Annotated in this window: 14 protein-coding genes; all 14 read left to right on the forward strand. The window is 52.6% G+C overall.

All coding sequences use genetic code 11. The annotated features are described in order from the left end of the window. The first annotated feature begins 208 nt into the window (after positions 1 to 208). The 14 genes from HMPREF7545_RS02485 to HMPREF7545_RS02550 all read left to right on the forward strand — a co-directional run bounded on the left by HMPREF7545_RS02485 (position 209) and on the right by HMPREF7545_RS02550 (position 12,684). Entirely contained in the window at positions 209 to 583 is a 375-nt protein-coding gene (locus HMPREF7545_RS02485; protein WP_006694100.1) for a terminase small subunit, read from the forward strand. Beyond that, positions 580 to 1,908 carry a terminase large subunit domain-containing protein gene (locus tag HMPREF7545_RS09935; RefSeq protein WP_006694101.1) on the forward strand — a complete coding sequence of 443 codons (1,329 nt, stop codon included), beginning with the start codon at positions 580 to 582 and terminating at the stop codon, positions 1,906 to 1,908. Before HMPREF7545_RS02485 ends, HMPREF7545_RS09935 begins: the two co-directional genes overlap by 4 nt. A 22-nt stretch (positions 1,909 to 1,930) precedes the next feature. Continuing rightward, positions 1,931 to 2,176, forward strand: a complete 246-nt coding sequence (locus HMPREF7545_RS02495; protein WP_006694102.1) for a hypothetical protein — start codon at positions 1,931 to 1,933, stop codon at positions 2,174 to 2,176. Positions 2,177 to 2,181: 5 nt separating this feature from the next. Next, a complete protein-coding gene (locus HMPREF7545_RS02500) occupies positions 2,182 to 3,885 on the forward strand; it encodes a portal protein (protein ID WP_006694103.1) in 1,704 nt (567 codons plus the stop codon). A gap of 3 nt (positions 3,886 to 3,888) precedes the next feature. Continuing rightward, positions 3,889 to 4,176, forward strand: coding sequence for a Bbp19 family protein (locus HMPREF7545_RS02505; RefSeq protein WP_006694104.1), 288 nt, complete (start codon positions 3,889 to 3,891; stop codon positions 4,174 to 4,176). Then, entirely contained in the window at positions 4,154 to 4,756 is a 603-nt protein-coding gene (locus HMPREF7545_RS02510) for a hypothetical protein (RefSeq protein WP_006694105.1), read from the forward strand. Before HMPREF7545_RS02505 ends, HMPREF7545_RS02510 begins: the two co-directional genes overlap by 23 nt. 18 nt (positions 4,757 to 4,774) lie before the next feature. Beyond that, a complete protein-coding gene (locus tag HMPREF7545_RS02515) occupies positions 4,775 to 5,761 on the forward strand; it encodes a major capsid protein (protein WP_006694106.1) in 987 nt (328 codons plus the stop codon). Between the two features lie 16 nt (positions 5,762 to 5,777). Then, entirely contained in the window at positions 5,778 to 6,167 is a 390-nt protein-coding gene (locus HMPREF7545_RS02520; RefSeq protein ID WP_006694107.1) for a hypothetical protein, read from the forward strand. After that, entirely contained in the window at positions 6,167 to 6,388 is a 222-nt protein-coding gene (locus tag HMPREF7545_RS02525) for a hypothetical protein (RefSeq protein ID WP_006694108.1), read from the forward strand. The genes HMPREF7545_RS02520 and HMPREF7545_RS02525 overlap by 1 nt, the downstream gene beginning before the upstream one ends. Positions 6,389 to 6,456: 68 nt before the next feature. Beyond that, positions 6,457 to 7,056 (forward strand): phage connector family protein, encoded by a 600-nt coding sequence (locus tag HMPREF7545_RS02530; protein ID WP_006694109.1) that lies wholly within the window; start codon positions 6,457 to 6,459, stop codon positions 7,054 to 7,056. Further along, entirely contained in the window at positions 7,056 to 9,344 is a 2,289-nt protein-coding gene (locus tag HMPREF7545_RS09940; protein ID WP_006694110.1) for a phage tail protein, read from the forward strand. Before HMPREF7545_RS02530 ends, HMPREF7545_RS09940 begins: the two co-directional genes overlap by 1 nt. Further along, positions 9,337 to 9,804, forward strand: a complete 468-nt coding sequence (locus tag HMPREF7545_RS02540; protein ID WP_006694111.1) for a hypothetical protein — start codon at positions 9,337 to 9,339, stop codon at positions 9,802 to 9,804. Before HMPREF7545_RS09940 ends, HMPREF7545_RS02540 begins: the two co-directional genes overlap by 8 nt. 6 nt (positions 9,805 to 9,810) lie before the next feature. Then, the gene (locus HMPREF7545_RS02545; protein WP_155812202.1) at positions 9,811 to 10,497 is read left to right on the forward strand and encodes a virion core protein, T7 gp14 family; all 687 of its coding nucleotides are present in this window, start codon (positions 9,811 to 9,813) and stop codon (positions 10,495 to 10,497) included. Between the two features lie 15 nt (positions 10,498 to 10,512). Then, on the forward strand, positions 10,513 to 12,684 hold the full coding sequence (locus tag HMPREF7545_RS02550; protein ID WP_006694113.1) for an NlpC/P60 family protein: 2,172 nt from the start codon (positions 10,513 to 10,515) through the stop codon (positions 12,682 to 12,684). The last annotated feature ends 11 nt before the right edge of the window (positions 12,685 to 12,695 follow it).

Raw genomic sequence — 12,695 nt, forward strand, 5'->3', positions numbered from 1 at the left:
TGTGATATGATACTATCATCGAAAACTGAACACAAGGGCATTGCTTGCGCGGTGTCCTTTTTGTATGCAGAGATTGTATCTATACATGGCAATTTTGACAGCAATAATGCATATTGCTGGTGCGAGATATAAATTTCTGCGATTTTTTATACTTCGTATTCGTGAAATGTAAAATATCCGGATTTTTTATAAGTAAGGAGGTGAGTATATGCAGCAGCTGCAGGAGAATTTTTGTGTGGAATTTGTACGTTGTGGAAGCAACGCGGAAGCCTACAAGAAAGCGGGTTACAAGGTCAATTCAGATAAAGCTGCTGCTGTTTGTGCTACCAAATTGCTAAAAAAGGCTAATATCCAAGCCCGAATTGCTGAACTTCGCAAAGAATTTGCTTCCAGCAAAATCATGGATGCGGCAGAAAGGCGTGAATTACTTACGCAGTTTGCCCGTGATGAGGAGACGGCAAAGCCGGATCGTCTCAAAGCAATGGATTTGCTCAACAAGATGGATGGGGTATACATCAACAAAACGCAGGTGAGCGGTACAGACGGTGGCCCCTTGACATTCCGATGGGAGGGCGGCACATGAGCGAGATTGTGATACCGTACACGCCGCGTCCGATCTGGAAAGACACGATTCATCCTGCACTCTCCAAGAATCGTTTCGCGGTGCTTGTCTGTCACAGGCGATTCGGAAAGACGGTCGGCACGGTCAATGAGATGATACGTAAGGCGATACTCAATGACAAAAAAGCGCCTGTATACGCCTATGTTGCACCATATCGCAATCAGGCAAAGCGTGTGGCGTGGGAGTATCTCAAGTACTACACGAACCCTATACCGGGGCGAGTAGTGAATGAATCGGAGCTCTATATCGAACTGCCGACACGGCACGCAAGATCACCGGGGGCAAGGCTCTATATCATCGGCGCAGATCATCCCGACGCATTGCGCGGCATCTACCTCGACGGTGTTATCCTCGACGAGTACGCAGACATCAAGCCAGAACTCTGGGGCGGTGTTATCCGTCCTGCGCTTGCTGATCGGCAGGGCTGGGCGGTATTTATTGGCACGCCGAAGGGGCAGAATCAATTTTATGAGATGTACCAGCACGCGGAGAAATCGGCGGGTTGGTACTCTTGCATTTATAGGACTGATGAGACAGGTGTGCTTCCTGCCGAAGAGCTCAAGGACATGCAGGCGCAGATGACAGAGATGGAGATTCGGCAGGAGCTTTTATGTGACTTCACGGCGTCTGCATCTGATGTGGTTATCCCGATTGACCTTGTTACGGCCGCCGCAAACAGGCTGCTCAAGGATGATGATGTACTCGGACAGCCTGTGATCCTCGGCGTGGATGTAGCGCGGTTCGGCGATGATCGTACCGTTCTTTGTGTGCGTCAAGGGCTATGGCTCAAAGAGGTGCGCACATTTACGGGGCTTTCCACGATGGAGACTGCAAGCCGTGTGATTGACTGTATCAATCAGCATCATCCGCATGCGACATTTATCGATGCGGGGGCGATGGGTGCAGGTGTGATTGATCGTCTGCGGCAGCTGCGCTATCAGGTGTCGGAGGTCAACTTCGGCGAGATGGCGATGGATGCGGCGCGTTACGCCAATATTCGCGCGGAGATGTATTTTAAGTGCCGCGCATGGCTTGAGGCGGGCGGCGCAATCCCGCAGAATGCGGAGCTCAAGACAGAGTTATCCACGGTAGAGTACAAGTTCAATCCGACTGGGCGCATCATTCTGGAGCCAAAAGACAAACTCAAGGAACGGACGGGGAAAAGCCCTGATCTTGCCGATGGGTTTGTTCTGACGTTCGCCCGACCGGTTTATATAAATCCGTCTGCGGGAGGGATTGGAGACGATGCCTCATCGGCAGAATACGATCCGTTTGCGGATATGTGACCCTTGAAAGGAGGAATGTGGTATGAAGTTTGATTTGCAGTTGTTCGGCGGCAGTGGAGGCGGTGGCAGTGCTCCGCCAGTGAAACAGAGTGCGCCGGGTTCTACTGCTGCTGCGACGATTGACAGCGCAACTGCGGGAGAGCGTCAGTCGATCCACGATAAGCTTGCAAAAGCAAGAGGTCGCGCGTCAACGGACAAGACGGGTGGCCTTTTTGGCGGGATGTCGGATATGATGAGCAACATCAAAAAAGCTCTGCTGGGTGAGTGATCTCTATGGCACAGATGCCAAAAGCAATACAGGAGATGCTGCGCGACAGCGATGCCATCCGCCGCAAGAAAAATCTTGTTACACAGATGATGACCGAGCGTACGCAGTTCGAGAGTACATGGAAACAACTCAGTAAGTATATCAATCCGACGCGCGGACGTTTTGACGATGAGGACAAGACACAGGACGGCAGACGCCGCGATTATTTCCTGCTTGACCCATATCCAATGGAGGCGAGCGGGAAGTGCGCAGCAGGGCTGCATTCGGGGCTTACGTCACCGTCTCGTCCGTGGTTTGCACTCGGACTTCAGGACAAGGAGCTCGCGGAGTATCACACGGTCAAGCTGTGGCTTGAGGAGTGTCAAGATGTGCTCATGGGAATCTATGCCAAGAGCAATATCTATAACATGCTGCTCAACATCGAGGCGGAGCTTACGCAGTTCGGCACGGGTGCAGCACTTCTTCTGGAGGACTTCAACACAGGCGTTTGGGCACGTCCCTACACCTGCGGTGAATATGCTGGCAACGTGGATGCACGCGGGCGCGTGGTGCAGTTTGCGCGAAAGTTCAAACTCAATGCGTGGCAGATGGTGGATGAGTTTGGGGAGGATGTTGTGAGTGATGCGGTGCGCAATGCGTATCGCGCGAAGAATCTCAAAGACTATTTCCCTGTGACAATGCTCATCGAGAAGAACGCCGACTATAACCCCGATTCAAATGCCCTGCTCAACTTCAAGTACAAGTCCTACTATTTCGAGGATTCGCAGACAGATGTGTTTTTGAAGGTCAGCGGGTATCACGAAGTCCCGTTTCTGATGCCGCGCTGGACGGTGATCGCCAACGGGATTTACGGCGTTGGACCCGGACACAATGCGCTCGGAAACTGTATGCAGCTACAGAAGATCGAGAAGATCAATATGCGTCTTTTGGAGCATCGCTCCGACCCCGCGTTGATTGTCCCGTCCTCGGTTGGCAAGGTCAACCGTCTGCCGGGCAAAGAAACACTTGTGCCGGATAGCATGATCAATGGGATTCGCCCGCTCTATGAGGCGACAGGTGATCGCGGAGAGGTCATGCAGACAATCCAGTACAAGCAGCAGCAGATCGGCGCGGCATTTTACAACGACCTCTTTGTGATGCTTGCACAGCAGGACAATCCGCAGATGACTGCCCGCGAAGTTGCGGAACGGCACGAGGAGAAACTTTTGATGCTCTCTCCTGTATTGGAGCAGATGCACAACGAGGTTCTTGCACCGCTCACACGGCGGGCGTTTGAAATTTGTTACCGCAACGGGCTTTTGCCACCGTTGCCGGAAGAACTGAGGGGACAGGAGGGGAGTATCAAGGCGGAATTTATTTCGCTTCTTGCACAGGCCCAGAAAGCAGTTGGAACAAACGCAATGGAGAAAACCCTTGCGATTGCAGGGAATCTCATGGGTGCGTCGCCTGAGATCATGGACAACCTTGATCTTGATGCGGCAATCCGCGAGCATGCGCAGATGTCCGGCACGCCTGAAACAATCATGCGTGATGAGCAGGATGTGCAGAAGATGCGACAGCAGCGTGCGCAGCAGATGCAGCAGGAACAGCAGATGCAGCAGGCGGCAGCGATGGCAAAGCCGCTGAGAGACAGCGTAGAGGCGGCAAGGCTTCTCTCCGAAACGCCGGTCAATGAAAACACGATTGGCAGCATTCTGGGGGGAGGTTGATGTATGGATTTAGATACACTCGAAAACATTATGCGGCGTCCGGAAGGGCGTCGTTTTGTTTTGGAGGTACTTGACCTCTGCGGCGTAGATCAACACTACACCACAGGAAACGGGCGTGAGGACATATTCTCCAACGGGCGGCGTTCGGTTGGTGATGAAATCCTGCGCTGCATCCGCCGCATTAAATCCGGCAATGAATCAACAGATGGTCTTGCGTTGGAATATGCCATGCGCCGTGAGCATCAAAGAAGAATGGAGGAATTAGAACATGGACGAGATGACGACGACTGACCCGCAGGGAGGAGAGGGCACACCACCCGCACGGCCGCTGGAGACACCCGCTGCGCCGCCGCAGAATCCGCCGGGTGGACAGCAGGACACACCTCCTGCAACACCCCCTGAAAATCCGTTTGGCTTTCAGCAGGAGGAGCCTGTTATTCCCGATGTGTATGAGTTCAATCTTCCCGAAGGTTTGACAGTCTCGGATGAGCAGAAAGAAGCGTTTACGGCCGTCGCAAAGGAAGCAAGGATGACGCAGGAGCAGGCAAACAGCCTGCTCAAGATGCATGCAGACATTGTGATGGAGCAGCAGCGGCAGGCGGAAGAGATCAAGAACCAGTGGATGAATGAGTGCGCTAAGCAGGGGCTCAATACCCCCGAGAATCTTGCGGCGGCAAAGATCGCTGTGGATACGTTCGGCGGCGGCGATGCCATGAACGCCTTGATTGAATCCGGTGCTGCGTATCATCCGGCGGTACAGGCGTTCTTGCAGCGCATCGGTCATCTTCTGAAGGAGGACAATGCGCCTGACGGCAAGGCGGCGACACAGCCGTCGGCAGCAGATGTGCTTTTTGCGAACAGTAAGTATTAAGAATTGGAGGAACAAAACATGAGTGATTGCGTAACTTTGCATGAGTGGGCGGCGCGTTTCGGTGCGCAGGGACAGCTTAAGGAGCAGAAGATCATCGAACTGCAGAGCAAAACCAACCGTATTCTGGACGTGATGCCGTTCAAGCAGTGCAATACAAAAACAATGGAGGAGGCTCCGGTTCGCGCAGAGCTTCCGGATGTGGCATGGCGTATCATCAACAAGGGCGTAAAGCCCAGCCACTCCAAAAGCAAGATGGAATCCTTCACGTGCGGTGGCATGGAGGCCCTTGCGCAGATTGATGAGAAGTTGATGCAGATCAACGGAAATGACAACGCATGGCGTCTTTCTGAGAACATTGCGCATCAGGAGGCAATGAACCAGGAGATGGCGGCCACCTTCTTCTACGGAGACGAAAAGGTCACCCCGGCGAAGTTCACGGGGCTTTCTTCCTACTATTACAGCAAGACAACACAGGATCGGATTTGGGCAGACCAGATCATCGACGCGGGCGGCACGGGAAGTGCCCTGACATCTCTGTGGCTCGTTGGCTACAGTATGGATACTATCTACGGCATTTTCCCTGAGGGTACGAGTGCTGGATTTAGGTATAAGGATAACGGTCGGCAAGCCCTGTTCGATAAGGAAGGGAATAAGTATTACGGCTACGAATCGCAGTACAACTGGGATATGGGGCTCTGCGTGCGTGACCCGCGCTATGTTGTGCGTGTTGCCAACATTGACACGAGCAAGCTTGCAGGGACGGAAGCAGATGCATTTGTCGAAAACCTCATTCGTGCGTACAACCAGATTGAGAATCCCGACAAGTGCACGATGGCATTCTTCGGCAATCGCGCCGTCCAGACGTATCTTGACATCCTCGCGTCCAAGAAGACAAATGTGCGTCTCTCGATCGACGAGTTCGGCGGCAAGAAGATCACGCATTTCTGGGGCGTCCCGGTTCTGCGTTGCGATGCAATCCTGAACACTGAGAGCAAGATTGACTAAGGAAGGAGTATAGGTTATGGCTTATATTGATAACGAATTGATCTTTTGCAATGACGTTGCAACGGCGGCATCCGTTACGAGTTCGGTGCTTGACATCGGGCTCGGCGGTGCGTTCGTACATCCGCTTTTTATCGACGTTAAGCTTACCGCGCCAGTCACGTCGGGCAAGGTGGAGACGATCACGGTTCAGTCCTCGGCGACGTCGGCGTTTGCTTCGCCGGTTACTGAGATGAGTGTAACTGTGCCGACCTCTATCAACCAGACGAAGAAGGCGGCGACGCTCGCGCAGTTCTATGCACCGATTCGCACGGGCAATCGTTATGTGCGCCTTGTGATTGCAGGAACTACGCCGACGGGCGGTAAGCTTACGGCGTACATGAGCTCTGGAACGGCGGTGAATCTCTAATGCGATATCGCGTGAATACGACCTGTCAGTTTCGCAACAGGCTCTATGAGAAAGACGAGGTTGTTGATCTTCCTGCGGAGGTGGAAGTGCCTCCGTATTTTGATGCGTTGGAAGAGGTTGCGCCGCCCGTGCAGGATACTCCGAATGAGGGCGATGTGAACGACGATACGCCGCCCGTGCAGGAGATTCCGACGACGGCAAAGAGAGGACGCAAGAAATAAGGAGTGGGGCTGATGTATGGGGACAAGTGTTTTCGTGCGTCAGCCCCTTTTCTCTTTAAGGAGGTGGAATGATGGATAAGATCGATGTTTGCAATCTCGCACTCTCGCGAATTGGGATTGATACAGTCGAGGCACTCACAGAAGCAAGTGAGCCGGCGCGTGTATGCAGTCAGTTTTACGATCATTGCCGCCGCGTCGTATTGCGAAAATATCCGTGGACGTGGGCAACGCGTCGAGTGCAGCTTGCAGAGCTCACGGATAAGCCGCAGGGCTATTCCTACGCCTATCGTTATCCTGCGTCATGCGTTGCGCTGCGCAAGCTCTATAATGGTCATTTCGACAACATCCCTGCGTATACGGGGTATCAGATTGTCAGTGACAAAGAAGGGCGCGTCATCTATACCGATGTAGCGAATGTCTCGGCAGAGTATACGGCAGACATCGAGGACACAGGTCTTTTTGATGATCAGTTTGTCGAAGCCCTCAGCTGGAAACTTGCTGGAGCTATTGCATTTAAACTCACAGGAAATGCACAGCTTCCGGGATATTGCGAAGAACAATATACGGCGCTCTTTCTGGATGCTGTGGCGAACAATGAGGACGAGCAGAATGCGGAGGAGAAAGAACCGTATACGCTCATTGCGGCGCGTTTCGGGGGTGACTTCTGATGGCGGGCGGGCAAATGTATCCCCTAAAGCCGAGTTTTGCTGGCGGCGAACTCACGCCTGCACTCTACGGGCGGACGGATTTACAGAAGTATGATGTAGGTGCGTCGACATTAAAGAATATGATTGTCCTACGCTATGGCGGGGCGACACGCCGCCCGGGCTTTCGTCATGTGGCAAAGACGCAGGGCGGGAAAAGGGCGCGCCTGATTCCGTTTCAGTATTCGACGGAACAGAGTTATGTGCTTGAGTTCACCGCTGGATGTATTCGAGTGTTTACAAAAGGTGGGATTGTTGTTAAGGATGATGCTCCTCTTGTGATCCCCACATCGTACACAGAGGCTGATCTATCGGATATCAAGTATACGCAATCTGCAGACGTGCTCTTTCTCGTACACGTCAATCATCCGCCGATGACACTCACACGCTATGGGGTCACGGATTGGAAGTTCGAGCGGATGGATATTGCGGGCGGACCGTTTGAGGATCCCAATACAAAAGATGGCTTAAAGATCGGAGCATCAGGTGTGCAGGGTGAAATCACGTTGAAGGCAAGCGTTGACTATTTCACAGAGGATATGGTCGGCAGTCTCATTCGTCTTGGGCATACAATGAGCGGACAACTTAAGTCAGGTATTCCAACCACACCGCTTGTCGTGCGATGCGTTCCGAGTGGAACAGTCTACGTGGAATCGTTCGGCTTCTGGAACGGCAGTTTTATTGTGGAGAAACATGATAAGTCCACGGATACATGGATTGCATTGCAAGAACAGCATGCCAACCGCACGCAGAACTACACACTCAACTATACAAACAAAGGTGATGATATCGTCGAGTATCGTGTGCGTAGTGAAAAGTTTGATACATCTGTATGGAGCAACGAGAACGAGCGGCAACGGGGATATGTGACCATCCAGACATTTGCGCAGGACTATTATGGCGTTGCGCGAATTACGGCAGTCAACTCCGCAACAAGCGCTGCGGCAACAGTAACGAGAGAACTTGCAGACACGGAGGCGACGAATGATTTCTCTCTCTCGGCGTGGAGCGCGAAAAAAGGCTATCCGCAAGCGGTGAGCTTCTTTGAAGACCGCCTTGTCTTTGCAGGGAGCAGAGCGAAGCCGCAGACCTATTGGGCATCGCAGTCGGGGGACTATTACAATTTCTGGGTCAATACCCCGCAGCAGGACAGTGACGCAATCACTGGAACGCTCTCGGGCGGGCAGATGAACGGTATTCGTGCCATTATCCCATTTGGTGAAATGCTCATGCTCACCTCGGGCGGCGAGTATAAGGTCGGCGGTGGCAACGAGACGTTCACGCCGACGAATCAAAAGGCAGAGCCCCAGGAGTATCGTGGCATCAACAATCTAACTCCGGTCGTCATCGGCGGGCGCATCGTCTATGTGCAGCATCAAGGCAGTGTTATCCGTGACCTCACATATAGTTATGATGTGGACAAGTACACGGGAGATGACGTATCTCTCCTTGCTGCGCATCTCTTTGAGGGGCATACGATTGTTGCGCTCGCCTATCAGCAGACGCCGAACACGGTTGTTTGGTGCGTACGGGAGGATGGCGCGCTACTGGGCATGACCTACATCAAGGAGCAGGACGTATACGCGTGGCACAAGCATACGACGGCGGGGAAATTCACGGATGTGTGCACGATCTCGGGCGATCGTGAAGAAGAACTTTGGGCGGTTGTAGAGCGTGACGGCGCGCATTATGTCGAGCAGATGGCTTCTCAGATACGCAATACCGCGCCTGAGGAGCAGTTCTATGTAGATGCAGGATATATTTATCACGGCACGGCAAAAGATACGCTTACGGGACTGCAGTGGCTCACTGGGAAGACTGTCTCCGTGCTTGCCGATGGGAATGTCCTTGCGGATATGCGTGTGAATGAGAGTGGTGTTCTACAACTGCCGAAAGCGTTCAGCAAGATTACAGTTGGTTTGCCCTTTGAGAGCACGATTCAGACAATGCCAATTGAGTTCAGCGTGCAGGACGGCTCCTATATGGGGCGCAAGAAACGCGTCTCACGTATGACAATCCTCTTCCGCGATACACGCGGTGGGCTCTATGGCGTGGGGGAAAAGAGACTTGATGCGATCAAGTGGCGCAGCACTGAGAAGTATGACAGCCCGATTGCACTTTACAGTGGGAAACGCCATGTCGTCATCCCGAGCGCAAGCTATGAGGATACAGTATATCTGACGATCAAGCAGACTGACCCGCTGCCGATGACGATCCTGTCCATTGTGCCGGAGGTGGAAGCGGGTGGCTAAGTTTACCTACCATGCGCCGACGGATGACGATCTCAGATATCTTGCCGCACATCTGCGCCCGGAGGATCGTCGCGAGATCGTCGGTATGACAGGACCAAATGTCGAAGCGGAGGTCATGCGCTGTTATTATAACAGTACGGCGGCGTACGCCTGTTACTGCGATGAGGTGATCATCTCGGCGTTCGGTGTCATTGAGACAAACCCGTTCCTGCGGCATGGTATCATCTGGATGCTTGCAACGGAGGAGACGGCAAAGCACAAAGTCTATACAGGAAAGAAGACGCGCGAAGGAATCCGCGCGTTTTTGCATGATTGGGAATATCTCTATAACTACGTCGACAAGGGGAATGATGCGACGATTGCATGGCTCAGGTGGCTTGGCGCGGTCGTCCATGAACCACAGCCGATGGGCCTCTATGGACTTCCCTATCACCTGTTCGAGTTTTTCAAAAAGGAGTGATGATATATGGGTGTAGTGCCAATGGTGATTGGAACGCTCTTTACCTCATGGATGCAGGGGCGTGCGCAGCAGGCGCAGGCAGAAGCGGCCGCTCGGCAGTCCGAACAGAACGCGCAGATCGCGCAGATGAACGCCGATAAGGCACAGGAGACCGCAGAGCGACAAGATGAAAACAACAAGATCAATGTCGAGAATGAACGGCGTAGGGCGCTCCTGCGGATGGGACAGCAACGGGCGGCAATCGGAGCGAGCGGGGTCACTGCCTCGGGCAGTGCTGCGGCGGCTCTTGCGGATACAGGATATGCGATCAACGAGCAGACAGGCATGGGCCTCTACAATGGTCGTCAGCAGGTCGATAATATGCTGCAGCAGTCGACAGACTTTCAGAATCAGTCCAATTTCCACAGTACAAACGCACGCAATTATCGGGCCGCCGGCAAGCGTGCAATGATGAACAGTATGCTCACAGGCGCATTCACTCTCGCGAGTAATCTCTATACAGGTGTAAGTTCTGCAGCACAGGAGACCGCAGAGGCGGCAGGCACACAGGTCGGTTCGTTCGGCGGAAAGGATTGGAGCACGGGATTCCACGGATGGGGCGGCAAGGACACGAGTTTCGGGCGTCACATCGGAAGTTATACCACGCGTGGTTATGGGATGCCGCGTCAGAGCACATTTTTTCAAATGAGATAAGAGGAGGTTTGCTTCATGGATTTTTCACCGTTTCAAAACAAAGAGGGCGTTGGTTCGCCTGCGGCACAAATTTCACGTGTGCAGTACAGTAACCAGGGGGAACAGGCACTTGTACAGGCGCAAGGTGAGACCGCCAACGTGCTTACCAAGGGCTTTACGGCGATGAAAGATCAGGTGGAGCAGACACAAGCGCTCGCTGCGAACAATATGTATAACAAGCTCATGAGTGAGGGTACATCTGAACTCATGCAGAAAAAAGAAGAAGGTGCCCTCAATCTCACGGATGACTACGACAAGCTCCAGAAAAAGACGATGGACACGGTATTTGCCAAGTATAGGGGCGTCCTTCGTTATGGCACGGGAGCTCGTGCGTTCAATGAGTTCACGGAGCGTGACAATGTAACACGTCGCGCGAATGTCATGCGGTATCAGCAGGAGCAGCTTGAGGCATATAAGAACACGCAGTATAAGAATGCTGTGGATGTTTGCCTTGACAATGTGCTTGAATACGGCGGGAATGACGCAGCTATCGACATGGCGATTAATCGTGGCAATGCTCTTGCTCTTGGAATGTACGGGGGGCATGGAGAAGAACGGGTCAAGTATGAAACGGAGCTGATTGCGCGGCAAGCCGTGGGGCAAGCAATGTCCCTTGCCATGCAGACGGCGGACTTTAAGCGCATGGATGAAATCAGCAATAAATATGGGAAGTATATGGATTCGAATCAGCGGACAGCGGCTCTCGGTGCAGTGCGCAAACATGCACAGCAGGAGATGGAGTTCAACGAGGCGCAGACAGCGATTAAGGAACTCGGGCTTGAGGCGACGCGGGAGCAGTATCGGGAGTGGTATATCAAGAATCATCATGGGAATGCGCCGAGTTTGGATGCTTTTGATGCCTTTTATAAAAATACAGAAGGTGCTGAATATCAGCTCGGTGCACCCCTCAATGGAGCGAATGGGAAATACGATTGTGGCTCGTGGGTTCTGCAAGCTGCTGCGCTCTATGGACTGAATCTTTCCAGTCGTTGTGCGGACGACCAATATGTTGAATTAAAGGGAATGGGCAGAGCGTTCAGCGACCCGAGTCAATTACGTTCTGGTGACCTAGTGTTCTGGACGGGGACGGGCGGCGAGGAAGGGCAATACGGCATTGCTCATGTCGGTATCTACAATGCGAAGACAGGAAAGGTAAGGCAGGCTGGTAATCACGGCGTTGCTGAGATTGATCTGAACACATATAAGGTCGTCGGCTTCGGGCGCGGCGTAATGGAGACCCCTCCGACCGAGATGGAGATCGAGGAGGGCGTTAATAAGATTTTTGCGGCAAAGGAACAACAGCTCGCAGTGCGTGATCGTGAGGATGGTCGACTCTATAATCAAGTGCTGAATGCAATGCTGGATATTCAAAGTGATGGGGCTTTTCATACGGTGGGCGAGTATCAGGCGATTGCTACGTCGATTGCGGGAGACAATCCGCGTGTTATTTCAAAGGCAATGAATCATGCTCTTAAAATGGGGCGTTCTGATCAGGCCTATGCAGATCAGCAGCAGGAGAAAGAAGAGCGTCGGCAGCTCAGAGCGATGCAGGCGCAGACGCTGGGCGAGTTTAGCTTCTACTTGTATAAGGAGGACTTTGCAAGAAAGCTCCAAAACGGAACGATGAAAGATAACGATGTTCTTGAATACCTTACCATAAATCCACAGCTTACCGAAAAGCAAAAGAAGGATCTGTTGGATATGTCGAAGGATTACCGAAACGGCGAAGGATTGTTTGCGTATGACCTCAATGCAATCAAGGGGGCGGTTAAGAATCGCTTCCCCGGTATGAATCAGGGGGACTTTGATGCATCCTATGCGATTGCACATAGTTCTGTTAATCAGCGTATACAGGACTATAAGTTGAAAAACAACGGACAAAGGCCGACACAAGAACAGGTGATTACTTGGGCGACGGAGGATATAACTACCGAAAGCTATTCGCCGGGCGGGTTCGGAGGTGGAAGTATCGACCTCAATAGAGCACAGCTCTATGACCGTGGAATCGAGAGCATTGTAGAGAGACCGGATGGAAAATATTCGGTTACGCTGACCAATGGATTGGGGACTTTCACTAAAACAAAAGAAGAGGTCACGAAAGGTCTTGTAGGCGGCAAAAACGGCTATGACATTGTGTTTGATAAATAACGGAGGGACGT

This window comes from Centipeda noxia ATCC 43541 (assembly GCF_000160555.1).
GTDB lineage: Bacteria > Bacillota > Negativicutes > Selenomonadales > Selenomonadaceae > Centipeda > Centipeda noxia.

Excerpts from the sequence above, each read along its gene's own strand:
- HMPREF7545_RS02510 (WP_006694105.1), top strand. The coding sequence starts at position 4,154 with ATGGACGAGATGACGACGACTGACCCGCAGGGAGGAGAGGGCACACCA.
- HMPREF7545_RS02495 (WP_006694102.1), top strand. The coding sequence starts at position 1,931 with ATGAAGTTTGATTTGCAGTTGTTCGGCGGCAGTGGAGGCGGTGGCAGT.
- HMPREF7545_RS02525 (WP_006694108.1), top strand. The coding sequence starts at position 6,167 with ATGCGATATCGCGTGAATACGACCTGTCAGTTTCGCAACAGGCTCTAT.
- HMPREF7545_RS09940 (WP_006694110.1), top strand. The coding sequence starts at position 7,056 with ATGGCGGGCGGGCAAATGTATCCCCTAAAGCCGAGTTTTGCTGGCGGC.
- HMPREF7545_RS09935 (WP_006694101.1), top strand. The coding sequence starts at position 580 with ATGAGCGAGATTGTGATACCGTACACGCCGCGTCCGATCTGGAAAGAC.
- HMPREF7545_RS02515 (WP_006694106.1), top strand. The coding sequence starts at position 4,775 with ATGAGTGATTGCGTAACTTTGCATGAGTGGGCGGCGCGTTTCGGTGCG.
- HMPREF7545_RS02550 (WP_006694113.1), top strand. The coding sequence starts at position 10,513 with ATGGATTTTTCACCGTTTCAAAACAAAGAGGGCGTTGGTTCGCCTGCG.
- HMPREF7545_RS02500 (WP_006694103.1), top strand. The coding sequence starts at position 2,182 with ATGGCACAGATGCCAAAAGCAATACAGGAGATGCTGCGCGACAGCGAT.
- HMPREF7545_RS02530 (WP_006694109.1), top strand. The coding sequence starts at position 6,457 with ATGATGGATAAGATCGATGTTTGCAATCTCGCACTCTCGCGAATTGGG.
- HMPREF7545_RS02505 (WP_006694104.1), top strand. The coding sequence starts at position 3,889 with ATGGATTTAGATACACTCGAAAACATTATGCGGCGTCCGGAAGGGCGT.
- HMPREF7545_RS02485 (WP_006694100.1), top strand. The coding sequence starts at position 209 with ATGCAGCAGCTGCAGGAGAATTTTTGTGTGGAATTTGTACGTTGTGGA.
- HMPREF7545_RS02520 (WP_006694107.1), top strand. The coding sequence starts at position 5,778 with ATGGCTTATATTGATAACGAATTGATCTTTTGCAATGACGTTGCAACG.
- HMPREF7545_RS02545 (WP_155812202.1), top strand. The coding sequence starts at position 9,811 with ATGGGTGTAGTGCCAATGGTGATTGGAACGCTCTTTACCTCATGGATG.